The sequence below is a fragment of the Antarctobacter heliothermus genome (assembly GCF_002237555.1).
Classification (GTDB): Bacteria; Pseudomonadota; Alphaproteobacteria; order Rhodobacterales; family Rhodobacteraceae; genus Antarctobacter; species Antarctobacter heliothermus_B.
The window spans coordinates 3,909,297-3,935,335 of sequence record NZ_CP022540.1; the positions used below are offsets into that span (position 1 = coordinate 3,909,297).

Consider the following 26,039-nt stretch of genomic DNA (forward strand, 5'->3'; position numbering starts at 1 on the left):
CTCAGCCCAGCGCCATCGCGGCGCGGGCGATGACGATTTCCTCATTCGTCGGCATGACCAGCACCCGCACCCGCGACAGATCCGTGCTGATCACCCGGTCATTGCGCAGGTTGCGGTCCTCATCCAGTTCGATCCCCAGCCAATGCAGCCCCCGGCAAACCTGTGCCCGCACAGGGGCGGCGTTCTCACCAATCCCGCCGGTAAAGACCACCGCATCCAACCCTTCCAGCGCCGCCGCAAGGCCACCCAACTCGCGCCGGATGCGGAAACAGAAATACTCTACCGCCTCCCGCGCGCTCGGTGCGTCCGAGGCCAAGAGCGTTCGCATGTCGCTGCTGACACCGGACATGCCCAGCAACCCGGATTTGCGATACAGCAGGTCAGAGATCGCCGCCGCGTCCATCCGCTCTGTGTCCATCAGGTACAGCACCACACCGGGATCAAGCTGCCCCGACCGGGTGCCCATAGGCAACCCGTCCAGCGCCGAAAAACCCATGGATGAGGCAATGGACCGCCCGCCAAGCAACCCGCACATCGACGCGCCATTGCCCAGATGCGCCACCACCACCCGGCCCGCGTGCAGAGTCGGCGCAGTCTCGGCCAGCGCGCCAGAGATGTAGTCATAGCTCAACCCGTGGAACCCATAGCGCCGCACGCCCTTGTCATAGTAGCTGCGCGGCAGCGCAAACGTGTCATTCACAAACGGGTGGTTGCGATGGAACGCCGTATCAAAGCAGGCCACTTGCCGCGCGTCGGGGAATGCCGCCAAGGCAGCCCGAATACCGGCAAGGTTATGCGGTTGGTGCAGCGGGGCAAACGGCTCCAACTGTTCCAAATCGTGCAACACCTTGGGCGTGATGACCGTGGGCGCGGCATAGTCCATGCCACCATGCACAACCCGGTGCCCAACGGCGCTGATCCGCGCGTCGGGAAAGCGGCCGGTGATCTCATGCAGTACCGCCGTCAGCGCGCCCGCGTGATCACCAGCGGCGTGCGGCGGCAAGGCGGTGTCGACCAGCGACGAGCCCTCGGCATCCCTCAGGTGGAGCACCGCCGCCCCGCCGATCTTTTCGACCTGACCGCCCACGATCAACCCCGGATGCCGCCCCTCAAACAGGCCGAACTTCAGCGACGACGACCCAGCGTTCAGAACCAGCGCAAAGGTCATCCCTGGCCCCCAGTGATACGGTCATGATGCAGCGCCGCCACCGCGCAAGAGGCCAGCCGCGACATGTCATCATCCGACCGGGAGTTCAGGATGATCGGCACCCGCGCGCCCAGCACCAGCCCCGCGCTTTCGGCGTGGCTGATATAGGCCAGTTGCTTGGCCAGCATGTTGCCCGCGTCGATGTTGGGGACCACCAGCACCTCGGCCTGACCGGCCACCGGCGACGACAGCCCCTTGGTCCGGGCGGCAGCCAGATCGACGGCATTGTCCATCGCCAAAGGGCCGTCCACCAACCCGCCAGTGATCTGCTTGCGCTCTGCCATCTTGGACAACAGCGCCGCATCGACCGACGACGGAATGTCCGGGTTCACCGTCTCCACCGCCGACAACACACCGACCTTGGGTACCTCGATCCCGATGCTGATGGCGATGTCGATGGCGTTCTGCACGATGTCCATCTTGGTCTTCAGGTCCGGCGCGATGTTGATCGCGGCATCCGTAACCAGCAGCGGATGCGACAGTCCCGGCACATCCATCACAAAGACATGGGTAAACCGCCGCCCAGCGCGCAGCCCGGTTTGTTTGTCCAGTGCCGCCCGCAATAACAGGTCGGTGTGCAGGTGGCCCTTCATCAGCGCGCCCGCGCGCCCCTCTGTCACCAGCGCCACGGCCTTTTGCGCGGCAAGGGCGTGATCCGGCTCTGCGATGATCTCGATCCCGTCAAGGCTGCGGCCCAGTTCCTCGGCGGTGCTGGCGATCTTGAAGGGACAGCCCACAAGGATGGGCGTGATCAGCGTATGTTCGCGCGCCAACAGCGCGCCGCCCAGCGAATTGGGTTCCTCGGGGGCGATGACGGCGGTCACAAGTGGCGGCAAAGGCGCTGCCCGCGCCAACAGCTTTTCGAAATGACGGTGCCGCTGTACGATCAGGCCGGGCAGATCGTGACTGTTATAGCTGAGCTTACGGCGCGGTGCCTCGACCTCGGCTACACCAGACAAGATCAACGCACCGTCGGCGGGGCGCGTCACCTCTGTCGCCAGCGTCACGGTGCAATCCTTTTCGTTCCGGTCCGTCACGGTGACGCGGCTTTCCAGTTCATCGCCTGCGTGCGCACGATTGTGAAACACAAGACTCTGCGAGCGGTACAGCGTTCCCGCCCCCGGCAGCAGGTTGCCAAGCACCGCCGAAATCAACGAACCGACAAACATCCCCGGTGCCACGGCCTCATTCACGCCGTCACCGTCGCCATCGGCGTCGAAGACGTGCATCGGATTGTGGTTGCCCGACACATTGGCAAACACCAGCAGATCATCTTGCGTACACAGACGGCGCAGCGTTGCGGTTTCGCCCACATGCAGTTCGTCAAAAATCCTGTTTTCAATCTTCATCGTTCAATGCCTTTATCCTGCGTCCACCGCCGGTCACGGCGCACTCTCTGGCGGGACCGCGCCTCGCCCTTTGTCCAGACAGACCTTGTCCGATGGGATGCGGGATGGGATTGACCCAAGTCAAGACCGGCGGCACGACGCTGCGGCACCCAAGACGCCGACAACCGCCCCGGTGATTTTCCGGCAGCCGATAGCCGATCCCGAAAAGCAATCTGTTGGCTCTTGCCGATCCACCCGCTAACAAGGCGGTCCACATCACGCAGGGAGCCATGCCTTGACCACAGCCCAGGACCGCATTCACCGCAAAATCGCGACGGAAATCGGCGCGGCACCCGGACAGGTTTCCGCCACCGTCGACTTGCTCGACGGCGGTGCGACGGTGCCCTTTGTCGCCCGCTATCGCAAAGAGGCGACTGGCGGGCTGGACGATACGCAACTGCGCACCTTGGCAGAACGTTTGGGTTACCTGCGTGAGATGGAGGCGCGGCGCGAGACGATCCTTGCCTCGATCCGCGATCAGGGCAAATTGACCGATGCGCTGGCGCTATCCATCGCCAAGGCCGAAACCAAGGCCACGCTGGAAGACATTTACCTGCCCTACAAACCCAAACGCCGCACCAAGGCGATGATCGCCCGCGAAAACGGGCTGGAACCGCTGCTGCGCGCCATTCTGTCCGACCGGCGAGCCGATCCAGAGGTGCTGGCAGGCGCGTATCTGTCAGAGACGGTGGTCGATACCAAGGCGGCGCTGAACGGAGCGCGTGACATTCTGGTCGAGGAACTCGCCGAAAACGCGGGTCTTCTAGGCCGGTTGCGCGGTTTCATGCGGGCCGAGGCCCGCATCACCTCCAAGGTGGTGCCCGGCAAGGAGCAAGAAGGCGCGAAATACTCGGATTATTTCGACCATGATGAGGCATGGAACAAGATTGCCGCCCACCGGGCGCTTGCGATCCTGCGCGCCGCCAAGGAAGAGATCGTAACGGTTGAGATCGCGCCAGAGCCAGAGACCGGCGTCGACCGCGCCATTGGCATGATCGCGCTAGAGATCGGCATTCCCGGCGACGCCCCCGGCGATCAATGGCTGCGCAAGGCCGCCACATGGGCGTGGAAGGTCAAGCTGAGCCTTGCCATGTACGTCGACCTGATGAGCGAGTTGCGCGCCAGCGCCTTTGAAGAGGCAATCGCCGTCTTTGCCCGCAACCTACGCGCGCTCTTGCTGGCCGCGCCTGCGGGCGCGCGGCCGACGCTGGGTTTGGATCCCGGCCTGCGGACTGGAGTCAAGGCGGCGGTGGTCGATGCCACCGGCAAGGTGCTGGAAACCGCAACGCTGTATCCACACCAGCCCCGCATGGACGTGCGCGGCACCGAGGCCAAGATCATCGAGATGGTCAAACGCCACGGCGTCGAACTGATCGCCATCGGCAACGGCACCGCCAGCCGGGAAACCGAACGTGTGGTCGCGGATACCCTGCGCCTGTTGCCCGACGGCGCACCGCGCCCGGTCAAGGTGGTGGTGTCAGAGGCGGGCGCATCGGTCTATTCCGCCTCGGAACTGGCGGCACGAGAGTTTCCCGATCTCGACGTCTCGCTGCGTGGTGCGGTGTCCATTGCGCGGCGCTTGCAGGATCCGTTGGCCGAACTGGTCAAGATCGAACCGAAATCCATTGGTGTCGGCCAGTATCAGCACGACGTCGACCAACGCAAACTCGGCCAGGCGCTAGAGGCGGTGGTCGAGGATGCGGTGAACGCGGTTGGCGTTGATCTCAACACCGCCTCCGCGCCGCTGCTGGCGCGGGTCTCGGGGCTGGGCACCCGTCTGGCAGAGGCAATTGTGGAACAGCGCGACGCGTTGGGTGCCTTTGCTTCGCGCAAGGCCTTGCTCAAGGTGCCCGGTTTGGGCCCAAAGGCGTTTGAGCAATCCGCCGGGTTCCTGCGCATCCGCGACGGCGAAGAGCCGCTGGATGCCTCATCGGTCCACCCGGAGGCCTATGGCGTGGCGCGGCGTATCGTAAAGGCTTGTGGGCGCGATCTGCGGGCAATTATGGGCGATGGCACAGCCCTTCAACGCCTGCGCGCCGAGGATTTCGTCGATGACCGCTTTGGCCTGCCCACGGTGTGTGACATCCTGGTCGAGCTGGAAAAGCCCGGACGCGATCCCCGGCCCGGGTTCAAGACTGCATCCTTTGCCGATGGCGTTGAAGAGATGAAAGACCTCAAGCCCGGCATGTTGCTGGAGGGCACGGTGACCAACGTCGCCGCCTTTGGCGCTTTCGTCGACATTGGCGTGCATCAGGATGGATTGGTCCACGTCAGCCAGTTGGCGGACCGCTTCGTCAAAGATCCGCATGAGGTGGTCAAGGCCGGCGATGTGGTCAAGGTCCGCGTGCTCGAAGTTGATCTGCCACGCAAACGCATCGCCCTGTCGATGCGCAAGCAGACCAGCGACGCGCCGCAGCCGGATTCGGCCTCCAAAAAAGCTGCACCAAAGCCTAGGCGCGGCAAACCCGAAGGATCGGGCAAGCGTTCGCAGGGCAATGAGACAGGCGCGCTTGGGGCCGCGTTGCAAGCTGCGATGAAGAAAAAGACCTGAAGACGTAGGCCCGAGGCTGGCATCCTGTCCGCTCACAAGGACGATGCCAGTCCTGTCATCACGCCGAGTGGCGCGTCGCGTCATCGCCCGGGTGGTGCCGCACGACCCCTACCCCTGGCCGCCTCTAACCGCCGACGGTTGATCCGCCAGCAGCGCAAGCCGATACTGATGGCACTCCCATCTTGCCACATACCGTCGAAGAAAGAGACAGGGCAGCCCCTTGATCTGCGGCGTCGGAACGACAATCCGTTCGCGGCACCGCCATTCATCGTTTTCAGACCGAGTTATCCCACCGGTCACAGTCCCGCCCTTTGCGACGGCTCGGACATCTGCGGTCCCATGCCAATCGACAGCCCCTTCAAGTGGCGGCGTCTTAGCACTCTCACACGCCGCAAATGGAAAAATAGCTGCATGAGAGCCCAAACCAAGTGTGAAACATGCACCCCATCATTCGCGGTGCTCGCTGAAAACGATGGCTGAAAATTCTTTGTGAAGTGGTGCACCTGAAGCGAGAAACTTCGAACTCATTGTTCCTTATACTTATGCGTTGGGAAAACTGTATCAGCGGAACAATGAACTGGGAGGACAGCCTACCGGCACGGAACTGGTAACTCGCAAATCTCCCAGAGCTCCGCCTGTTAACCGATCTAACAACAGGCGGAGAAGTATTCGTCGGCAAGCAGACCACGCATTGAACAACCTCAGGAAAAGTGGCGGCGGGGAGCGGAAGTTCGCTGCGTCTTGGACGAACGGCAGCAGTGCGCAGGAAGTGGGCCTTGCCGGGTTGCAGCCGAACACTATGAGCGAGAAAAATTGCAGCCCATTGAGGATAGATAAAATTATTCCCCTCCCATCATCGACCCAATGGTGTTGGCCGATGATGGGCGAGGTATTGTGTATCTGATATCTACTTTCCCTTGACTGTGAAGTTCCTAACGAACGCTTCGGCAGTCAGGCCAAAATCGCGGAGTTGTCTGGCTACTATCTTTTCGTCTGCGTAGCCATTTTCATCTCCTATAGCTCGGGCATATCCCCGCAATGACTCTATAAGTTTATCCAATTTTTCAACAGTTATAATGCGAGTATCCGGGTGAAGGGTTGCTGCGTTTTCCGGCTTGATCTTCGGATGCACCATTATCGGTGTGGCAGAGCACGATTTGTCATACTGCTTTCCAAACCAAGCCATCGACCCAGTCAATTGATTGCAATCATGCTTATTAATTGTTTTGGCGCAGGTTGCACCACTTTTGCACTCTATGACTAAGTATTCCAACCCCCCCAAAGACCAAAGATTATCGGGACCCTTGCCGTAGTCGTCCTCAGGCATTTGGGATCCAAAGCCGAGAAACGCACCCAAGTCACGCATGGCGCGTTCGAAACGCTTGCTATTCGCCTCACCCCAGGCAAGCGCCTCAACAAGGGCGTTCACCCAGAGGATGAGTTCGTTTTTTTCCAGATGACGCTCCATTGCCTTAACGGCAGCCGCAGCTTGACTGCCTTTAGGCATTTGCAGCTTGCTATAGGTAATACCTTGAATGGGGCGAATGAGTGCGCGGTTCATTTCAACCGCCGACAGTTGGATCTCCTGCGCTTGGCTCGGATCGATGTGGTGAACATATTCCGCAAGCTGCTGCTTCAGATATCCTTTGGCACGGCGTTCGGTCACGCTCGACACTGCGTTTTGAGCCAGTTCCTTTGCTTTATCGAAGCGTTTCAGCCTGGCAGCGTCGAATGCTTGCCTAAGAAAGATTGTGGATGGCTCTACATGTCCGGGTTCGGCTTCGTCCGCATTAACAATTGCATCTTTGCTAGTATCGACCCAGTCTTCATCTTCCGAAAGGCACAGATCAATTACCGCCTCAAGATCATCCAATGGTTTCCCTCGGATCTGCTCGGTTATCTCCTTGCCTAATGCTAGCTGAGCTCGGGTCGCAGGAGAGAACAGGCTCCACGCCGCGGGATTGTGAATTCTCTGTGTTAGGCGCGATCCGATTAAAAGCACCACGCAGTGATCTTCGCTTGATCGTACGCCTCGTCCCATGCCCTGCTCAATCCGCTGGATTTGCCGAACCAGTTGTCGACGGGTCTCGTTGAGTGCCAGTTGCTCTGTTCTCGCCAACAACCCTTCAACCTCCGGGAGGCCGTCGATGATAAGAATTTCGCAAGCCTCGGCGGGAAGATCGACGCCATCGTATTTATTGATGAACACAGTGATGCCGACGTGCCCCTGTCGAAGGCGCTCTGTTCCAGCCTCAATAGAGTCTTTGTCCAGCGTCTGGCTTGCTACGTCATCCCAGTATTTTGCGCGTGCCCTTGAAGGAACAATCACGCAGACGTTGACGTCTTTGGATCGGCGAAGCGCTAGGTCCTTGATTTCATCTACCGTAATATCCGGATTAATTTCTTGCGGCGCTAAAATCATCCTGTCGCCGATATCACCACCACTTTTGGGACGAATGGGGTACAGAACTTCGTCTGGATCTGCTTGGAAATGAGACACCAGAATACCGTCATCCGCCAATGTTGCCGTCATATAAATATGACGGGTAGCGTCAGTGAAAGCTGGGATGTTATCGATCGGGAGATAGCGTGGCGCGATCTCTAGGTGACCACCACCAAACGCCACTTGACATAGCGGCAGGACATCACGGATCAGTGGCCATGGCCATTGAAGGATCTCGTCCTTTCGGTGCGGGTGAAGAATGGCTGTCGCCTGCTTTATTTTGTTCTCCCATGCCCAGAATGGAACAGACATCACCGCAGTGGGATCATCCGCCTGTACATCGAGAAATAGCTGCTCGGATTGCTGCTCCAAATCGTCTGCGAACAGTTCCAACAAAGGTCCATATGCCGGATGGTCACCACTTAGTTTGATCTTGAATTGGTCCGCAACCGTAGCGAGGCAAGCGTGCGCATCGTCGATGACGATCGAACCGATTCGGATTTGAGTGTTGCCTTGGCCAACGCCAAACTTTGACTTCCCGTTGAACAACTTCCAGACATTGATGACAAGAATAGATTCACCAGATAGAAAAGTTGCACTTTCAACATCTTCCGTCACCGCGATGCCGAGGTCGCCTGCTTCAGCCACAACTTGAGTAATGAGGAAGTTGTCTGGTACAACATAGACGGCTGGACCTTTGCTTTCATTCAGGCAGCTTTGCAGGCAAAGAAGACCAACGATGGTTTTTCCGGAGCCCGTATTCATTTTCAAGGTTACATTTTCTTGGGTTCGTACAGCATACCAAGCGTCCAAGACGTCGCCCTGCTCATCAGAAGGCCGCTTGAAACGCGGATTACGCTTCAATGTTGTGAATATCTTGCGAGGATCAGTCTGCTTTTTCGACGAGTTTCCCGCTTTTAATTTCTTAAGATCTAGTACCACTGACTGCCCCTGTGCAGATTAACCAGAGGTAGAGTAGCTGACGAAGTCGCTCATGGCCATGGGAAGAGACCTCGGATCAGGCATATCTTGGCTGAACAGATCACGGTGCTTTCTGCCCGCCGACGGACCGGGCAGGCATTCGCACCAGTCGAATCTAACACTTGCTCCAACTTCCTCCAACTTCCGTGCTGCCTTGCTGATCAGACCTAATTCTGCCCTGGGCAGCCCCGCCACTTTAAAAGCGAGTGTATTGTAGGGCTGACACCGGCCATCCAGCGCGCGGGAAACGAACGGCCGCTCTGGGCCGCGAGCGTTCATGCCTTCCATGCTGTAAATTGGGCTTGTCACCGATTGCCGCTCTCTTGGACACCTTGATGGGCACAACAACCGGGTATCCCTGACGAAGTGTTGGCATCACATTTACGGTCGGTTGAAGGGTTGTCGGATTAGAATGTGAAGGCGCATTAGCGGACCTGCCCGTCACTCTAGTCGCCAACTTGAACCGCGAATCGGTTCGAACCTTGTTCGAACCAAATACACGTCAATCGCCCACTCCAATTTTAGAGTGTCAGGTAATTGTAGCAAGCCCCCTACGCTTGGGTGCACGACCGTTTCCCAGTCTACTATCCTTGAATTTTGGGCACTTACCCCCTCGTTGCGCGCCACATCCACCTTGCAATTGTTAAAAAAAATGGCAGTAAAATCAATTAGCTGACGACCTTTTCCGTTTCAGACAGCATTCGAGTAGAAGCCAACATCCTAGCGGCTTCAATACTGAGAGAAGGATCAAACCATGCAAACTGAAAGCCCAAAGTCCCCGCAGGCAGACACGCCCGAGTCAGTACTGGAACAGCCCTCGCAGTCTGAAATCAGCGACAAAAAAAAATCGCAAAACGAAACCGAGAGTGATGCTGCCATCCGGCGCATCATGGAGGCTTTTGGAGATATGCGCGAAAGTTGGTGATGCCCTGAGGGGCGACATATCATGGCGGTGTCGAAGCGCCGTCAATTCTCAACCGAGAAAGGGATATGCCACATGCAAGAGAATACCATCACCCAGCTATCTGATCCATCCGGGATTTCGCCGGACCCGCTGACCGACCTCATCCGGGACGGCGCGCGCAAGCTGATCGAGCAGGCGATTGAGGCGGAACTGTCCACGCTGCTTGGCGCCTTTGCCGATCACAAGCTTGAGGATGGTCGCGCAAGACTGGTTCGTCATGGGCACCTGCCCGAGCGTGAGATTTTGACCGGTGTCGGGCCTGTTGCCGTGACGGTGCCGCGTGTGCGGGACCGCAAGCCGGGCACGGACAAGATCGCGTTCACGCCCAGCATCCTGCCGCGGTATCTGCGCAAGGCAAAGTCGGTCGAAGAGCTGCTGCCCTGGCTTTACCTGAAGGGCGTGTCCACCGGCGATTTCAGTGAGGCGCTTGCCGCCCTGCTGGGGCCACACGCCAAGGGCCTCTCGGCCACTACGATCACGCGGCTGAAAGCGGACTGGTGGTCCGAGTACGAGGCCTGGGAAAAGCGTGACCTCGGCACCCGGCGGTTTCTCTACATCTGGGCCGACGGCGTCTATTTCAAGCCGCGAAGGGCCGAGGAAAAACAATGCGTTTTGGTGATCGTGGGTGCGGATGAATACGGCCGCAAGGAGCTGCTGGCCATGACCGACGGCTTCCGCGAAAGCACTCAGAGTTGGCGCGAGGTTCTGCTCGATCTCAAACGCCGCGGACTGAAGCAGGATCCCAAGCTCGCCATAGGCGACGGCGCCCTGGGGTTCTGGGCGGCACTGCGCGAGGTCTTCCCCTCGACACAGGAGCAGCGGTGCTGGCTCCACAAAACCATGAACGTGCTCAACGCGCTGCCGAAATCGGTGCAAGCCAAGGCCAAGGCGCACCTGCACGACATCTGGCAGGCCGAAACCCGAGCCGCGGCGTCGGCCGCCTTCGACTTCTTCGTCGATGCCTACGGCGTGAAATGGGACAAGGCAGTCGCCAAGTTGGTCAAGGATCGGGATGCACTACTGACCTTCTACGACTACCCGGCCGAACACTGGAAACACATCCGGACGTCAAATCCGATCGAGAGCACGTTCGCCACCGTCAGACACAGGACGAAACGCACCAAGGGCTGCCTCAGCCGCAAGACTGGGCTCGCCATGGCTTTCCGGCTGATGATGTCTGCTCAGACGAAATGGCGAAAACTCGACGGGCGGAATCGCCTCCCGGAGGTCATCAGCGGGGTTGAGTTCCGCGACGGCGTCCGCCAACTTCAAAACGCCGCCTGATCACGCGTCACCAACTTCTGCGCATATCTCGGCTTTTGTCGAAGTCGGTTTTGGAGCCTCGGCGGTCCAGCACACTCGGATCGCGGCCAACAAGAACCGCAGCCTCGCAACGCTCGCAGCAGGGTTTTGCCGTGATGCAGCGTAGCCTCGACTTCGTTTGGTGCAGCTCCAAGTTCAGTCATCGACATATCAATGACTTCTTGGTCCGCAGTCCAAATGCTTTAGCGCAGGCATTGCAGATGTTCACGAAGACATTGCCAGTGATCGAGCACCGAAAATGGGTGGAACATCCTATTTTCAAAAGACCATCGGATCGCGCTCACCGAACCTTCGATTACATCGTCAGCAATCCACCGTTTGGCCCCCAACCCGAAAGGACCGAAAATGATCATCAAGCCTCCCTCCAACCCGAAAAAGAAACAGTGCATTCTGTACCTTCGCCTTTCATCTGCACGGCAGACAAGCGATGGCGCAGGAATGTCTAGCCAAGAACGCCGGTGCCGCGACTACGCCGAACTTAGCGGCTATCAAGTTGCAGAAGTCTTCAAGGATGCCATCTCGGGTCGGCATGCTGACCGTCCGGGAATGAACGAACTGCTCGCATTTCTCCGTGCGGAGCAAACCAAACCTTACATTGTAGTTTTGGATGACATCACGCGCTTTGCGCGTGATGTTTCGACCCACGCGACACTGCGCGATAAAATCACTGCGTGTGGGGTCACGATTGAAAGCCCCACGAAAGAAATTCAGTAAAGTTGCGGCATCGCGTTTTCTGAATCACATCTCGCCTCCTAAACAAGCATAGCCGAATATCCGTTGCCGACACCGGAAACGGTAGTCGAATGGCTTTTGCTTTGCACACCGCCTGCAAGCAGTTGCTTCAAAGAATCGATCTACCAGCGAGCGAAAACGCATCGCTTTTGCTTTGAGCCATCTCTCATCTGCCCCCCCAAAAATGAAAGGATCGACATGATCGTCCCTCCCTCCAACCCGAAGAAGAAGCGGTGCATCGTGTACATTCGCGTATCGTCCGTAAAGCAAACGAGCGATGGCGCAGGGCTATCAAGCCAAGAACGCACTTGTCGCGACTATGCCGAACGCAAAGGATATGAAGTTGTTGAGGTCTTCAGTGATGTCATCTCGGGACGGCTTTCTGACCGGCCCGGCATGAACCAACTTCTCGCGTTTCTCCGTGCAGCGGGTGACGAGCCATTCATCGTGGTTGTGGAAGACATTGCTCGGTTTGCACGTGATGTATCAGCACACGCCACGCTTCGCGACAAGATCACTGCCAGCGGCGCGAAAATTGAAAGCCCAAATCAAAAATTTGGCGAGGATGCGGGAGGCCGCTTCGTCGAGATCATCATGGCCGCAGTAGCGGAGCACGACCGGACCAGCAACGCCGAACGGACGCAACGGTGCTCGCTGGCGCGCCTCAAGAACGGTTATTGGTTCTTTAGCGCCCCATATGGTTACACGCTCGAGAAAGCCCCCGGAGGGGGCAAAATGTTGATGTTGCGCGAGCCTCTCGCAAGTATCGTCAAAGAAGCATTGGAGGGTTTCGCCTCGGGTCGTTTCCAGACGCAGGTTGAGGTCAAGCGATTCTTGGATTCGAAACCTGAATTTCCCAAGAGTTATCGCGGCACAGAGGTCCACTTCGACAAAGTCAAAAATATGCTGACCAACGTGCTTTATGCTGGCTACGTCGAGTACCCCAAATTGGGTATTGCGCTCACGCAGGCGAAACATGAGCCTCTCATTTCATTCTCAACGTATCAGATCAATCAGGAGCGTCTGAAGGAGCGAAAGATCGCACCCGCGCGGAAAAACATCGCAGACGACTTTCCACTCCGGAACTTCCTCGTATGTGAGGTTTGTGGCTACTCCGTTACGGCCTGTTGGTCGAAAAGTCATACCGGGAAACGCTACCCTTACTATCTTTGTAGCCACAAAGGGTGCTCGGAAATGGGCAAGTCGATGCGTCGAGACGACATTGAAGCGCAGTTTGCAGAGTATTTGAAAACCCTGACCCCGGTTCGAACCACGCTCGAACTCGCCGAACGCACGTTTCGAGCCGCGTGGGAAGAACGCAGCAATTCGGCCTCCGACGAAACGAAGCGCCTCAAGGCCAAGGTCCGGCAACTAGACCGAGACGTCGAGAACCTGCTTGAGCGTTTGGTTCAGGTCGAGAGCAACACCAAGTTGATCGCTGCATACGAACGTCGCATCTCGGAGCTTGAGCAGGAAAAGGCGATTTTGCGGGACGCCATGGCCGAAATCGCGAGTCCCGCACATCCATTTGATGAAATGTTCGAACTTTCGATGCGCTTCCTCGCAAACCCTTATCACGTATGGGAAAAAGGCGACCTGGAAGTGCGCCGTACTGTGCTGCGACTGGTATTTTCGCAACCTTTGCCCGTTAGCCGAAAAAACGGTGTTCGAACCGCAGAAACCACTCATCCTTTCAAGGTGTTACGGCACCTTGGAGGGATGAAATCTAAAGTGGTGCGGGTGAAGGGACTCGAACCCCCACGCCATAGGCGCCAGAACCTAAATCTGGTGCGTCTACCAATTCCGCCACACCCGCATCGCCGCGCCTATACCAAAGGGACCCGGCCGAGGCGAGCAGAAATTTCTTCGAAGCTTCAAAAGAAAACCATGGGACATAAACCAATTCTTGCCGTATCTTGTGAAAAAAAAGAACGACTAGGCAGCAGATACAGGACAGGAAACGATGGCCCCGAACAAGGTCCAGCGTGGCAGTGGGATTCCCACGGCCCGACACGTCGCTCAGGACACCCCGTTCAACGCGCTCACCTATGGCACGTTTGTACTGACCCTTGATGGCGCGTTGCCGGTGGAATATCTGACGCCCGGCGACCGCGTGATCACCCGCGACAGCGGCACCGCGCGATTGCAGGCTCTATACACGCATCGGCGACGGCTGGCCGCCGTTACCATCGCGCCGGGCACATTGGGCCATATGCGTCCCGACCATGAGGTCACGTTGCCTGCTGTGCAGGAAATCCTGTTGCGGGATTGGCGGGCGAGTGCGCTATTCGGGGCGCGCCAGGCGCTTGCCCCCCTGTCCAGGCTGGTCGATGGCACATTCATCCGCGACGCGGGAAAGGTAGACCTGCAGTTATACGAACTGGTTTTTGACACGCCCCATATCGTCTATGCAGACGGGCTTGAACTGGCCTCATCCGCACAACGGCAAGTCCTGACCTAAGGCAGGGTCACAGTCCCAGATCGCGAAACACCCTTGGCAGCGTCTCTGGCAGGTCTTCGGCAATCAGGCCCGGTCCAAACGCTCGCGCCGCCTCGACGTGCAGCCATGTCCCTGTTTCTGCCGCATTCATCGCCGGCAGCCCGCGCGCCATCAGGCCACAGATGATCCCCGCCAGAACGTCGCCAGACCCGGCGGTGGCCAACCAAGGGGCGGCTCTTTCATAGACAGCCGCGCTGATACTGCACCGACCATCCGGCGCGGCGATCACCGTATCCGCCCCTTTGAAGACCACCACGCACCCGGCCCGCGCCGCGGCCTCGCGGGTGGCATCGACTTTGGAATAGGCGGGGCCGATGTCGGGCGCTGTGGTCAGCCTTTCTGACAGATCCGGGAAAAGTCGCGCGAATTCGCCGCCATGCGGTGTCAGAACACAACTCTCATGCAACAGATCAAACAACGCCTGCGGCGTGCGCTGAAAGCGCGACAGCGCGTCTGCGTCCAGCACGATGCCCCGCCCCGATGCGAGGGCGGTTTTCACCAACTCGCCGGTTGATGGGCCCAATCCCATCCCCGGCCCCAAACACAGCGCAGAGAAGCGGCTGTCCTCAAGCAGTTCCGCCAGCCCATGGGTGCCGTCCAGCCCTTGCACCATAATCGCGTTCAGATGTACCGCATGCTCCGACACAGCGCGCATAGGGCATCCCACCGTGACCAGACCCGCGCCGACCCGCAGAGCAGCACGCGCGGCCAGCCGGGCTGCTCCGCCTTTACCCGGCGGCCCCGACATTATCAGCGCGTGACCGTGGCCGTATTTGTGATGCTTCACATCTTTTCGCAACAATGAAGGATCGACAGGTCCGAACAGCGTGCACGTCTCTTGCCGCTGGGCGCGCCAATCATTGTCTTTCGGCGTCACGAGACCGATGTCTTTGACCACCAGTTTCCCGCAGGCCGATGGCCCCTCGTCCAGATAGTGTCCGGGTTTGGCGGTGTGAAACGTTACTGTCAGGTGCGCGCTGGCCGCGAACCGCCTGTGTTCTTCTGCGTGGGGAAAGGAGCGCCCCGAATCGGCACAAATGCCACTGGGGACGTCGATGGCCACGATAGCGGGTCGACCGCGGGGATGCCCCACTTCGACGGGATGGCAATCGACCATGTCCTCCATGTTCCAGAACAATTCGCCCAAGGGCTGCAGGCCTCGTGTCAGCCCGATGCCGAACAGCGCATCCACCAGCAGGTCGCAGCCCCAGCTTTCGCCAAGGGCATAGGCGTCCAGTGGACGCACCGCAGCGCCCCAGCGTTCGAAATTGGTCTTGGCATCGGGCGGCAGTTTGTCCGGGTTACCGTAAAGGAACACCTCAACCTGCCAACCGCGCTCTTTTAACAGGCGGGCCACGACAAATCCGTCGCCGCCGTTGTTGCCCGGCCCACAAAGCACGACAGCGCGGTGTTCGCCCTGCCCCAGATCTGGCCATTCCTCCAGAACCGCGTCGACCACGCCCTGTCCCGCGCGCTCCATCAGTTCCAGCCCGGTCACTTGACCACTCTGAATGGCCACCAGTTCAACCGCACGCATCAGCTCAGATGTCAAAAGTTCCGTCATTTTTCCCGCGATTCAGTTTCGCATGATTTATGTGCGTTTTGCTTAAAACTTGGGCAGAGTCCATCAATCGCGATGCGCAACTCGCTGCGGAACAGTCTATCGGATTGTGACCGCGAAAGAGAAGTGATCTGCCAATTCCACAAGGAGCGCAAGGGAGAGGCGGGGTCTATGAAAAAGATCGAAGCAATCATCAAGCCATTCAAGCTGGATGAAGTTAAAGAAGCCCTGCAAGAAGCAGGCATTCAGGGCCTTTCGGTTGTCGAGGTAAAGGGTTTTGGCCGTCAGAAGGGCCACACCGAACTCTACCGCGGTGCGGAATACGTCGTCGACTTTCTGCCCAAGGTGAAGATCGAGATCGTTCTGGATGACGATCAGGTCGATGGCGCCATCGAGGCCATTGTCGAAGCCGCCAAGACCGACAAGATCGGCGACGGCAAGATCTTTGTCAGCAATGTCGAACAGGCCATCCGCATTCGCACCGGGGAAACCGGCTCGGACGCTCTGTAATCCGCATTTTGCGCACGGCACATCCGCGTCGTGCGAACTGTATCAACGACATCCCAATAATATGACAGAAAGGGACTCACTGGTATGAGCAACGCTGTTCTCACCATGATCAAGGAAGAAGACGTCGCCTACGTCGACATCCGTTTTACTGACCCGCGCGGCCGTCTTCAGCACGTTACCGTCGTGGCCGACCTGGTCGACGAGGATTTCCTCGAAGAAGGCTTTATGTTTGACGGATCGTCCATCGCGGGCTGGAAGTCGATCGAAGCATCGGACATGAAACTGATGCCCGATGAGAGTAGCGCCTATATCGACCCGTTCTATGCGGAAAAGACGCTTTGCATCCACTGTTCCGTGGTTGAGCCCGACACCGGCGAACCCTATGAGCGCGACCCACGCGGCACCGCCGAAAAGGCAGAGGCCTATCTCAAGGCCTCCGGCATCGGTGACGTGTCCTATTGGGGCCCCGAAGCGGAATTCTTCCTGTTCGACGACGTGCGTTACTCGAACACCATGAACAAGGTGTCCTATGAGGTCGACGCGCTTGACGCGTCGTGGAACTCTGACACCGAATACGAGATGGGCAACACCGGCCACCGTCCGGGCATAAAGGGCGGCTATTTCCCGGTCAACCCGACCGACGACGGTCAGGACATCCGTTCGGAAATGCTGTCGACGATGAAGCGCATCGGCATGAAGGTCGACAAGCACCACCATGAGGTCGCGTCGTGCCAGCATGAGCTGGGTCTGATCTTTGGGACGCTGACCAAGCAGGCCGATGAACTGCAGAAATACAAGTACATCATCCACAACGTGGCCCAGGCCTATGGCAAGTCGGCAACCTTCATGCCCAAGCCGATCTATGGCGACAACGGCACCGGCATGCACTGCAACATGTCGATTTGGAAAGACGGCAAACCGCTGTTTGCTGGCGACAAGTATGCCGATCTGTCGGATGAGGCACTGTTCTTCATCGGCGGCATCCTCAAGCACGCCAAGACGCTGAACGCCTTCACCAACCCGTCGACCAACAGCTACAAGCGCCTGATCCCGGGCTTTGAAGCCCCCGTTCTGCGCGCCTATTCGGCCAGCAACCGGTCCGGTTGTGTGCGTATTCCGTGGACGGAATCGCCCAAGGCCAAGCGCGTCGAGGCACGTTTCCCCGATCCGTCGGCAAACCCCTACCTGTGCTTTGCCGCCCTTCTGATGGCTGGTCTGGATGGTATCCAGAACAAGATCCATCCGGGTGAGGCAATGGACAAGAACCTGTACGATCTGCCGCCGGAAGAGCTGGAAGGTATCCCGACCGTCTGTGGTTCGCTGCGTGAAGCCATCGACTGCCTCAAGGCCGACCACGACTTCCTGCTCAAAGGCGACGTGTTCACCAAAGATCAGATCGCCGGTTTCATCGACCTCAAGATGGAAGAGATCGAACTGTACGAACACACACCGCACCCGGTTGAGTTCGGCATGTATTACAGCTGCTGATCGCCTCCGCGATCACCGGCAAAACGGGCGCCTTTGGGCGCCCGTTTTTTTGTCTCGACCACGCCCCGAATGTCATGCCCTTGCCGCGATCTTGCCCGGAAAATGTCCCACCTTCCTCGAAAGCTGCCTCCGAACAACCAAAGCCATCACTGGCAGCCGAATTCAGGGAAGACTTTGCATGGACAACAGTTTTGAAGAACGCCTTGCACGGATCAACGCCAAGTCAGCCAGCAACGTCACGACCTGGGACCAGCCCGCATGCGCGTCGTCACAACAGCCGCCCCGGCGCAAGGGTGTTAGCAGCCCGTTGAAACTGTTGCTCCTGTCCTTTGTCGGCGGCCTTGTGGTGATCGGTGGTATGAGTTTTGCCCTGCCGCGTCTCTTTGCCGACAACTCCGTTCAGGTCTTTGCTGCGGGAAGCGAATAGCCGCGCCCTGAGTTGTCACCAACAGCCTTCCCCCTTTCGCAGTCCTTCCCGCGGCGCTAGACTTTCGGTCAAGCAATCCTGACCGGAGATCTCCGATGCGTCGCCTTGTTCCTGCTTTCGCCCTTGCCCTACTGACCGCCGCCCCCGTGTTCGCAGCCGGATGCGGCAATACCGCTTCAGGCTTTGACGCCTGGAAAGGTGAGTTCGCCAAAGAAGCGCGCGCCGCCGGTGTCGGTGATCGTGGCGTCAATGCGCTGATGAGCGCACGCTATTCGACCAAAACCATCAACGCCGACCGCAACCAGAAAGGCGTGAAATACAGCTTTGATCGGTTTGTTAAGATCCGTCTTGGGTCACTCGACAGTTTCGCAAATGGCGCGCGCAAGCGGATCAACCAGAACAAGGCCTTTTACGATTCGCTTGAAAAGCGGTTCGGCGTGCCTGCCGGGATCATCGTGTCCATTCACGGCATGGAAACCGGTTATGGCCGTTCCATGGGGACAGAGCCGGTGATCAACTCGATCCTGACGGTCGCCTATGACTGCCGCCGCCCACAACTGTTCCGCCCGCACGCGATTGCCGCGCTTAAGATGGTGGATCAGGGCATGTTGTCGCCAACGCAAAAGGGCGCGTTCCATGGTGAGCTGGGTCACACCCAATTCCTGCCCGGCAATGCCATGCGCTACGGCGTCGATGCCAACGGCGATGGGCGCGTCGACTTCTATAACCAGTCCGATGCGCTGGCCTCGACCGCCAATTTCCTGCGCCAGAAGGGGTGGAAAAAGGGGCAGCCCTACGGCCCCGGCACACATAACTTCCGTGTCCTGAATGAATGGAATGCCGCCACTGTCTATCAGCAGGCGATCTCGGCCGCAGCTGAGCGCATCCATCGCTGATCCGCATTTGGAAACAAAACTGCGAAAACCGCGCAATTTTCTCGAAATTGCCCGATTGCGACCAGATTTGACACGCACCTTCTCCTTGAGCGGACCCGACTCCGCCCGAGGAGAGAACCATGAGTTTCGACTATCCCTATGCAGGTCTGATCTTGCCGGATGCGCAGGATCTGTCGCCCACTCCCTACCTTGAAAGCGCGGCGCGGGTCTTGGCCCGGCTGTTTCCGCAGGATGACCGAGGCGCGCCGACGGAATGTGACGGAATGCGCGTCTTTGGTGATCATATCGGGATTGCAGTGATCCCCGAGGAACAAAGCGACTACGGCCCGCGTGTGCGACTGGAAGTGGTGACAACAGATGGCAGGCCACCCGACGAAACCGATGCCGCGCGGCTGCTGTCGGACACAGTGTACGAAGCACTGGAACATTCATCGGCCGATATTCTGGAATGGTATTCGCCCGGTGTGCTGATCGATCGAGAGGATTTTGTCCGGCTGCGCAAATTCGTATCGCCACGGCGGATCGGCCACATCGACTCGACCGTCGAAGATGCCCTGTTCGAAAGCGCCAATGCCGCCCAAGGCATCTGTGGCACGCTTTACCCCGAGGCCAGCGACGACGCCCCGCAGGACACCGCCGCCGACTTGCCGCCAGAGACACCGCCCGCGCGCAGCGGCTTTTTCGGATTGCGCCGCGTCGGACAAATGGCCGCCGTGACGGGGCTTTTGGCCGTTCTTACCTCAACCGGGCAAGTGCAACTCCTGTTCAGCCAGTTCCTGCCGTAACGGCCATGTTTCGCACCACATAGGTGTGGATCGAGAACACCACTGCCTGCGTTTTTGGCAGGCGGATCAGGCATTGCCGTTCCGACCGCCAGAACGGCGCAATGCGCGGATCGACCCCCGCCCGTGGCGCGGTGACAGAGCGCGGTTGATGCAGTTCAGCCTTGGCATAGGGAAAGGCGTTGAACCGCCATAGCGGCTGTCCTTCCCGCACGCCGTCAAACAGACGCTGCACGCGCCGGGCCAGAATGTCGTCGTAACTGTCCACCGGATCATGGATGCCCGTCATCGGGCGCATGAACTTTTCGTCCAGCCGCCAGCTTGCCGGGAAACACAGCACAGCGCCGGTCAGGACGTGTTCAGGTCCGCGCTTTTCCATCAGGCACAGATCTTCTTGTACGATGCGGCCCAACGTGCCCAACGGGTCCGTGGCATCCCGCGCGACCACCGCGCCGTCCGGACAACGCACGGACGTTGCGGAGACAGTGAACCCCTCCGGCAAGGCCGTCAGGACCATCTCTGACAGTTCCCGTGCCGCAACTGCGGCTTGCGGGTCCAGCGCCAGAACCGCCCCGCGCTGCGTGTCAAGCAGGTGCCGCCGTTTGGCCATCTGCTCGGCGTAGACCTCATCCACCTGCAACCAATCCGCCGGGTTCAGCGGCTTGATCCCTGGCAGCCTTGGGGTTTCGTGAATGTCGTAGGGGATGCAGGACTGCAAGATCATGCGCAAATGATAGCCCGCCAATGCACTGGCAGGAATCCCCCATTTACCGTCCGCCAGACGCGCTCCGCCGCCAGAAAACGACGCCACAGGCGGTCGCAAAACGGCGCGCCTGTCACGGCCCGCCCCGGCAGGCTGGACACGAGGACATCTATGGGACGCCAGACCATGAACACCCACTTTCGTGACACCCGCAAGATCGACCCGACGCGCGGTACGCTGACCGGCGACAACACCCCTAACGACATGGACCGGATAGAGATCGGCCCGACCCGGCTTGCCCTCGGAGAATGGGCCACGGCGGGACTGGAACAGCCCGACCTGCAAGCGATGCGGCGCTATCGCTGGCAGCGGCTGACGGAACACATCGTCGCCCGCGATCTGGCCGGGTTGCTGGTCTTTGACCCGCTCAACATCCGCTACGCCACCGACTCGACCAATATGCAGCTGTGGAACACCCATAATCCGTTCCGCGCGGTGATGGTTTGTGCCGACGGCTACATGGTCATCTGGGACTACAAGAACGCGCCGTTTCTGTCCTCGTTCAACCCTCTGGTGCGTGAGGCACGGTCCGGCGCGGACCTGTTCTATTTCGACCGGGGCGACAAGGTGGATGTGGCCGCCGATGTCTTTGCCAATGAGGTGCGCATCCTGCTGGAGGAACACGCCCCCGACAACAGGCGGCTGGCGGTCGACAAGCCCATGCTGCACGGATTGCGCGCGCTGGAGGCGCAGGGGTTGACCGTGGTCCCCGGTGAGGAAGTCACCGAAAAGGCGCGCTCTGTCAAAGGCCCCGATGAGATCAAGGCCATGCGTTGCGCGGTGAACGCCTGTGAGGCGGCCATGTATGAGATGGAGCGGTTCACGCGGGAAAACGTGCCGCTGGGCGAGGTGTCCGAGAATGACATCTGGGCGGTGCTGCACGCCGAGAATATCCGCCGGGGTGGGGAGTGGATCGAGACGCGGCTACTGACCTCGGGGCCGCGCACGAACCCCTGGTTTCAGGAGAGTGGGCCGCGTATCGTTCAGAACAATGAGATCGTCGCCTTCGATACCGATCTGGTGGGTTGCTACGGCATCTGCGTCGACATCTCACGCACATGGTGGGTGGGTGATCAGGCCCCGCGGCCGGACATGATTGATGCGATGCGGCACGGGGTCGAGCATATCAGGACCAATATGGAAATGCTCCGGCCCGGCGTTTCGATCCCGTATCTGTCCCGCAATACCCATGTTTTGCGGCCTGAGTTTCAGAAGCTGAAATATGGCTGCCTCATGCATGGGGTGGGGCTGTGTGATGAGTGGCCTTTGGTGGCCTATCCGGACAAGATGGTTGAGGGGGCGTTCGACTATGAACTGGAGACGGGCATGACCCTGTGTGTCGAGGTTCTGGTCTCTCCCGAGGGGGGCGATTTTTCGATCAAGCTGGAGGAGCAGGTGGTGATCACCGAGAATGGGTATGAGAACCTGATCAGCTATCCGTTTGACCCTGCCTTGATGGGTGAGGGATAGGCTGTCCACGCGTGGCGGGATTTCCGTCCTATAAATATCAAGGGGTTACAGAGGCGAATTTACCTTCGCTTAATCCTTATTCCTCCAACCTGCGGGCCATCCGCAGCACGGACTCGGCGCGGGTATGGTGGCTGAGATCGGCCAGCGGCACCCATGCAAGCGCATGGGATTCTGCTGAGGCTGTGATTTTTCCGGCCTCGGCCTGCATCAGAAAGCGCACGTCATAGTGCAGGTGCGCGGGCTCTGACCCGCGTGCCGGGATCTCATGAATGTCCACGTCGAACACCGCGTCGGACAGCAGGCGGATTCGGGACAGGCCGCTTTCCTCATACGCCTCTTTCAAGGCCACAAACCGCGCATCGGCGATGCCGTCACAATGCCCGCCCAGTTGCAGCCAGCGGTTCAGTTTGGCGTGATGCGTCAACAGCACCGACATCCCGTTCGATGACAGCACAAAGGCCGAGCCGGTCACATGACCGCCGATATGCGGATCGCGGGAAAAGGCCGCCTGCCCGTGGCGCGCGCAAAAGGCCGCCAAGCGGGACCACTCTGCCGCGTCCCGCGCATCGCGCGCCGCAAATTCACCGATCCCGTCAATCCGCATCCAGATGCACCCTTGCCAAGACGCCAGCATGGTCTGATCCAAAGAGCGGCCGGTTTTCGGCCTTGCCGCCCCCCGGCGACCAGACCTGATCCAGCGGCAGCGGGATCGGCAGAACCTGTCCGCCGGGCCAGCCATGCGGGGCCAGCCAATAGGTCGGGCGCAACGGACCCGCGCGCCGCAGCCCCGCCGCCCGCGTCAGCCGACGGACCGAATGCCCCCAAGGTACCATGTTGAAATCGCCGGACAAGATCACCGGCCCCTCCAGCCCCGCGATGACCTGTTCCAGTGCAGCCGCCTGTGCGCCTTGCCCATGCGGAAAGGGCCAGCGCAGGTGCAGTGACAGAACCCAGACCGGCCCTTGCGGCGTGTCCAGATGTAGCCCGGCAATCCCCTGCCCCGACAGGCACAGCGTGCCGCTCGGCAGGATCGGGTGGCGGGACAGGACGGCGTTGCGGCTCCAGCTATAAAAGGGACAGGTGCTGCGATGCGGATAGTCGGCGGCCAGCCGATCAAGGATTTCTCCGTTCCGCCCGGTGAGTTCCTGCAAGGTGATGACATCGGGGGACGCCGCCAGAATATCCTGTGAAAGCTGGGGGATTTGCGCGTTCCGGTACAAAAGGTTCTTTTGATAGACGGAAAACGCGCCGGGCGCGGGAGCGACCAGTTTCATCACCACCACCTGCCCCAGTGCCAGCAGCGCCAAAACCGCCAGTGGCCAACGCACCCCGCGCGGCCAGCTTGTCCAGATCACCGCCAGCGCGGCCAGCGCCAGCAGCGGCACCCGCACGACCGCCAGTGTATCGCCAGCAGGATGCAGTGGACCGGCCCATGAGGCCAGCACCAGCAGTGTCAAGACCGCTGCAACACTCTTCAACAGTGGGTCCAGTATCCTCACCATGGCGTGACGCGACTGACACGTTGCTTGTCGCAGTGTGCCGCGCGGCCCATTGTTAGTATCAATCGCATCATCAGGACGCCCCATGCCCACTGAACGCATCTCATTTCCCGGTCACGCCGGGGACAAGCTGGCCGCACGGCTGGATCTGCCGGACGGCGCACCGCTTGCCACCGCCCTCTTTGCCCATTGTTTCACCTGCGGCAAGGACATTGCCGCCGCGCGGCGCATCGCTCAGCGGCTTTGCGCCATGGGGATTGCCGTGTTTCGGTTCGATTTTACCGGGCTGGGGCATTCCTGCGGCGAGTTTGCCAACACAACCTTTGGCTCTAACGTCGGCGACCTTGTGGCGGCGGCAGAGTACCTTGAGGGCCGGGGGTTGGGCCCCGACCTGTTGATCGGCCATTCGCTGGGCGGCGCTGCGGTGCTGCGGGCGGCGCCGCGCATCGCGTCGGCCAAGGCGGTTGTCACCATCGGCGCGCCGTTTGATCCCAGCCATGTCACCCATAATTTTGCCGACGCGCTGGAGACTATCCGGGCCGAGGGACAGGCGCAGGTCGATCTGGGCGGACGTCCCTTTGTCATCGGGCGCGATTTTGTCGAGGATGTGATGGCGCAAGAGCTGGAGCCGATCATCGGGTCGATGAAAAAGGCTCTGCTGGTGTTGCATGCGCCGCGCGACGCGGTGGTGGACATATCGAACGCCACGCGGATCTTTACCGCCGCCAAACATCCCAAGAGCTTTGTCACGCTGGACGATGCCGACCATCTGGTGACAGGTGCAGACGACGCGGACTATGTGGCCGAGGTGATCGCCGCATGGGCCGATCGCTATCTGGATCTGCCCGCCCCGGCCCCGCCCATCGGCGCGCCTGAGGGCGTTGTGCGGGTGACAGAGGCCGCCCCGGACGGGTTTTTGCAGGACATCCAGAACGGGCCGCACCACCATGCGCTGGCGGATGAACCGGCGGCCTATGGCGGCAGCAACAAGGGGATGTCGCCCTATGGGTTTCTGGCGGCGGGTCTGGGGGCCTGTACGTCGATGACGATCCGCATGTACGCGCGGCGCAAGGGCTGGCCCCTGACCGGGATCAGCGTCGACGTCACCCATGACAAGGTACATGCGCAAGACGCCGGCACCTCTGCCACGACGCGGATCGACCGATTTTTGCGCCGGATCACGCTGGAGGGCGATCTGGACAGCGACCAGCGGGCGCGGTTGCTGGAGATTGCCGACAAATGCCCGGTGCACAAGACGCTGGAACAGGGTGCGGAGATCGAGACCGAACTGGCCTGACTGGAGTGTCATGGCACCGCACAACGAAAAAGGCCGGGCGCTGTGCCCGGCCTTTTCTGTCGTGTCATCTTTGCCGTCAGTCCGTAGGCCGGGCTTCAGCCCGGCACCACAGCTTAGCCGCGGGCGCGGCCCACCAGTTTCCATGCCAGCGGCAGGATCACAGCGGCCAGCGCCAGCTTGATGCCGTCGCCCAGCAGGAAGGGTGTCAGGCCCCACTCAAGGATCGGCTTGTCCCAGCCGTACAGCATGCCCAGCCAGATCAGGCCGGGGACATAGATCAGCACGTTGCCGACCAGCATCGCGCCGGCCATCTTGGGGGCAGAGCGATCCCAGCCCGCGCGCGCCAGCACACCCAGCGCCAGCACCGCCAGAACGTAGCCGACAAGATAGCCACCCGTGCTGCCCATCATGTAGGAGATGCCGTTCAGGTCGGCGGTCGAGCTTTGGAAGATGTCAAAGCCCAGCATACCGATGAGCATGTAAGCAATGATCGTCGTCAGGCCCAGCTTGGGGCCATAGGCGGCGCCAATGGTCAGAACCGCAAAGGTTCCCATGCTGATCATCACCGGCGTACCGGGCACCGGCGCCTTGATCTTGGCCGCCACGGCGAGGGCCAGAATGCCCACCACAACCAGCGCGGCTTGTTTCAGTCGCAGTGCGGTTCCTTCGGTGGCGCCGAAGGTCTCAACCAGCACATTGCGGTTCAAAGTGAGGTTCATGGTGTCCCCTTTTCTCTTGTCATGCGTTCAGACGGTTCTGCCCCAAGGTCACACGCATCGCAAGAGCGCATGCGGATCGGGCCTCATCAAATTTGCAAAGTCGAAGTTTGCACCTGAAAAACCGGCATTGCGGTCAAAGGGGCTGGCGTCCTGTGTGGTGAGAGCGATCGCCGGGGTGCTGCGGGATTGGCACCGGCGGGACGGGCGGCAGGCATTATAGCGGCCCCAACCGACCCAACAGCCCGGGCAATTGGCGCAACACGTCCAGCGCCATGTCCGCGTTGCGCAGGGTGATCGCCGCCAGAGGGTGCTCCCAATCCTGATCGTGTACGGCGAAGATGCGATAGCTGCCCGTCGCATCGTCCGCGTGATAGCCAAATTCGACCACCACGTCGCGCTTGACGTATCGGGCGAGTTCCTTGGCCTGCCCTGCGGGTTCCAACAGCTCCAGCGGTTTCACGACCTGCCAGCCGGCCCCGCGAAACACCGAGTTGATCTGTAACGCCAGTTGCATGGTCTCTCCCCTTTGTCCGCCCAA

The 26,039-nt window shown here is 59.7% G+C and carries 21 protein-coding genes, 1 tRNA gene and 1 pseudogene; 13 read left to right on the forward strand and 10 right to left on the reverse strand.

Annotation, left to right across the window (positions count from 1 at the left end; all coding sequences use genetic code 11):
* Position 1: 1 nt before the first annotated feature.
* Together ANTHELSMS3_RS18505 and ANTHELSMS3_RS18510 are read right to left on the reverse strand one after the other, a co-directional pair.
* Positions 2-1,168 (reverse strand): acetate/propionate family kinase, encoded by a 1,167-nt coding sequence (locus tag ANTHELSMS3_RS18505; RefSeq protein ID WP_094036172.1) that lies wholly within the window; start codon positions 1,166-1,168, stop codon positions 2-4.
* A complete protein-coding gene (locus ANTHELSMS3_RS18510; RefSeq protein WP_094036173.1) occupies positions 1,165-2,556 on the reverse strand; it encodes a bifunctional enoyl-CoA hydratase/phosphate acetyltransferase in 1,392 nt (463 codons plus the stop codon). Before ANTHELSMS3_RS18510 ends, ANTHELSMS3_RS18505 begins: the two co-directional genes overlap by 4 nt.
* A gap of 274 nt (positions 2,557-2,830) precedes the next feature.
* Here ANTHELSMS3_RS18510 and ANTHELSMS3_RS18515 point away from each other — a divergent pair, with 274 nt between their 5' ends.
* Positions 2,831-5,146: a Tex family protein gene (locus ANTHELSMS3_RS18515; protein WP_094036174.1), complete on the forward strand. Its 2,316-nt coding sequence runs from the start codon at positions 2,831-2,833 to the stop codon at positions 5,144-5,146.
* A gap of 907 nt (positions 5,147-6,053) precedes the next feature.
* Here the strand turns inward: ANTHELSMS3_RS18515 and ANTHELSMS3_RS18520 are convergent.
* Positions 6,054-8,531 carry a DEAD/DEAH box helicase gene (locus ANTHELSMS3_RS18520; RefSeq protein ID WP_094036175.1) on the reverse strand — a complete coding sequence of 826 codons (2,478 nt, stop codon included), beginning with the start codon at positions 8,529-8,531 and terminating at the stop codon, positions 6,054-6,056.
* A 793-nt stretch (positions 8,532-9,324) separates the two neighbouring features.
* On the opposite strand from ANTHELSMS3_RS18520, the gene ANTHELSMS3_RS25620 reads away from it, so the two are divergent.
* The 4 genes and pseudogenes from ANTHELSMS3_RS25620 to ANTHELSMS3_RS26515 all read left to right on the forward strand — a co-directional run.
* Positions 9,325-9,495: a hypothetical protein gene (locus ANTHELSMS3_RS25620; RefSeq protein ID WP_157733569.1), complete on the forward strand. Its 171-nt coding sequence runs from the start codon at positions 9,325-9,327 to the stop codon at positions 9,493-9,495.
* A gap of 72 nt (positions 9,496-9,567) precedes the next feature.
* Complete coding sequence (locus ANTHELSMS3_RS18525; protein WP_094033518.1) at positions 9,568-10,818, forward strand: IS256 family transposase; 1,251 nt, start codon at positions 9,568-9,570, stop codon at positions 10,816-10,818.
* A 384-nt stretch (positions 10,819-11,202) separates the two neighbouring features.
* On the forward strand, positions 11,203-11,571 hold the full coding sequence (locus ANTHELSMS3_RS18530; RefSeq protein ID WP_094036176.1) for a recombinase family protein: 369 nt from the start codon (positions 11,203-11,205) through the stop codon (positions 11,569-11,571).
* Positions 11,572-11,787: 216 nt separating this feature from the next.
* Positions 11,788-12,780: pseudogene (locus ANTHELSMS3_RS26515) on the forward strand (recombinase family protein); the annotation flags it as partial.
* A gap of 541 nt (positions 12,781-13,321) precedes the next feature.
* Here the strand turns inward: ANTHELSMS3_RS26515 and ANTHELSMS3_RS18545 are convergent.
* Positions 13,322-13,405 (reverse strand) — tRNA-Leu (locus ANTHELSMS3_RS18545).
* A gap of 147 nt (positions 13,406-13,552) precedes the next feature.
* On the opposite strand from ANTHELSMS3_RS18545, the gene ANTHELSMS3_RS18550 reads away from it, so the two are divergent.
* The gene (locus tag ANTHELSMS3_RS18550; RefSeq protein ID WP_094036178.1) at positions 13,553-14,050 is read left to right on the forward strand and encodes a Hint domain-containing protein; all 498 of its coding nucleotides are present in this window, start codon (positions 13,553-13,555) and stop codon (positions 14,048-14,050) included.
* A 7-nt stretch (positions 14,051-14,057) separates the two neighbouring features.
* On the opposite strand, the gene ANTHELSMS3_RS18555 is transcribed toward ANTHELSMS3_RS18550, so the two are convergent.
* Positions 14,058-15,653 carry an NAD(P)H-hydrate dehydratase gene (locus tag ANTHELSMS3_RS18555; protein ID WP_094036179.1) on the reverse strand — a complete coding sequence of 532 codons (1,596 nt, stop codon included), beginning with the start codon at positions 15,651-15,653 and terminating at the stop codon, positions 14,058-14,060.
* Positions 15,654-15,821: 168 nt separating this feature from the next.
* On the opposite strand from ANTHELSMS3_RS18555, the gene ANTHELSMS3_RS18560 reads away from it, so the two are divergent.
* From ANTHELSMS3_RS18560 to ANTHELSMS3_RS18580, 5 genes are all read left to right on the forward strand, one after another.
* On the forward strand, positions 15,822-16,160 hold the full coding sequence (locus ANTHELSMS3_RS18560; RefSeq protein ID WP_089278780.1) for a P-II family nitrogen regulator: 339 nt from the start codon (positions 15,822-15,824) through the stop codon (positions 16,158-16,160).
* A gap of 84 nt (positions 16,161-16,244) precedes the next feature.
* On the forward strand, positions 16,245-17,648 hold the full coding sequence (gene glnA / locus ANTHELSMS3_RS18565; RefSeq protein ID WP_094036180.1) for a type I glutamate--ammonia ligase: 1,404 nt from the start codon (positions 16,245-16,247) through the stop codon (positions 17,646-17,648).
* Positions 17,649-17,826: 178 nt separating this feature from the next.
* Complete coding sequence (locus tag ANTHELSMS3_RS18570) at positions 17,827-18,075, forward strand: hypothetical protein (protein ID WP_094036181.1); 249 nt, start codon at positions 17,827-17,829, stop codon at positions 18,073-18,075.
* Between the two features lie 95 nt (positions 18,076-18,170).
* Positions 18,171-18,971, forward strand: coding sequence for a lytic murein transglycosylase (locus tag ANTHELSMS3_RS18575; protein ID WP_094036182.1), 801 nt, complete (start codon positions 18,171-18,173; stop codon positions 18,969-18,971).
* Between the two features lie 119 nt (positions 18,972-19,090).
* Positions 19,091-19,756 (forward strand): hypothetical protein, encoded by a 666-nt coding sequence (locus ANTHELSMS3_RS18580; RefSeq protein ID WP_094036183.1) that lies wholly within the window; start codon positions 19,091-19,093, stop codon positions 19,754-19,756.
* On the opposite strand, the gene ANTHELSMS3_RS18585 is transcribed toward ANTHELSMS3_RS18580, so the two are convergent.
* Positions 19,737-20,576 (reverse strand): DUF3445 domain-containing protein, encoded by an 840-nt coding sequence (locus ANTHELSMS3_RS18585; RefSeq protein WP_368074422.1) that lies wholly within the window; start codon positions 20,574-20,576, stop codon positions 19,737-19,739. The genes ANTHELSMS3_RS18580 and ANTHELSMS3_RS18585 overlap by 20 nt on opposite strands.
* A 66-nt stretch (positions 20,577-20,642) precedes the next feature.
* On the opposite strand from ANTHELSMS3_RS18585, the gene dddP reads away from it, so the two are divergent.
* Complete coding sequence (gene dddP, locus ANTHELSMS3_RS18590) at positions 20,643-21,986, forward strand: dimethylsulfonioproprionate lyase DddP (RefSeq protein ID WP_094036185.1); 1,344 nt, start codon at positions 20,643-20,645, stop codon at positions 21,984-21,986.
* A 76-nt stretch (positions 21,987-22,062) separates the two neighbouring features.
* Here the strand turns inward: dddP and ANTHELSMS3_RS18595 are convergent, their stop codons facing one another.
* Together ANTHELSMS3_RS18595 and ANTHELSMS3_RS18600 are read right to left on the reverse strand one after the other, a co-directional pair.
* Complete coding sequence (locus ANTHELSMS3_RS18595; RefSeq protein WP_094036186.1) at positions 22,063-22,590, reverse strand: NUDIX hydrolase; 528 nt, start codon at positions 22,588-22,590, stop codon at positions 22,063-22,065.
* Positions 22,580-23,464 carry an endonuclease/exonuclease/phosphatase family protein gene (locus ANTHELSMS3_RS18600; protein ID WP_157733570.1) on the reverse strand — a complete coding sequence of 295 codons (885 nt, stop codon included), beginning with the start codon at positions 23,462-23,464 and terminating at the stop codon, positions 22,580-22,582. Before ANTHELSMS3_RS18600 ends, ANTHELSMS3_RS18595 begins: the two co-directional genes overlap by 11 nt.
* A gap of 106 nt (positions 23,465-23,570) precedes the next feature.
* On the opposite strand from ANTHELSMS3_RS18600, the gene ANTHELSMS3_RS18605 reads away from it, so the two are divergent.
* Positions 23,571-24,782: a bifunctional alpha/beta hydrolase/OsmC family protein gene (locus ANTHELSMS3_RS18605; protein WP_094036188.1), complete on the forward strand. Its 1,212-nt coding sequence runs from the start codon at positions 23,571-23,573 to the stop codon at positions 24,780-24,782.
* A gap of 113 nt (positions 24,783-24,895) precedes the next feature.
* Here ANTHELSMS3_RS18605 and ANTHELSMS3_RS18610 read toward each other — a convergent pair whose 3' ends face one another.
* Together ANTHELSMS3_RS18610 and ANTHELSMS3_RS18615 are read right to left on the reverse strand one after the other, a co-directional pair.
* On the reverse strand, positions 24,896-25,501 hold the full coding sequence (locus ANTHELSMS3_RS18610) for a biotin transporter BioY (RefSeq protein ID WP_094036189.1): 606 nt from the start codon (positions 25,499-25,501) through the stop codon (positions 24,896-24,898).
* A 214-nt stretch (positions 25,502-25,715) separates the two neighbouring features.
* Positions 25,716-26,015, reverse strand: coding sequence for a hypothetical protein (locus ANTHELSMS3_RS18615; protein WP_094036190.1), 300 nt, complete (start codon positions 26,013-26,015; stop codon positions 25,716-25,718).
* Positions 26,016-26,039 lie beyond the last annotated feature (24 nt).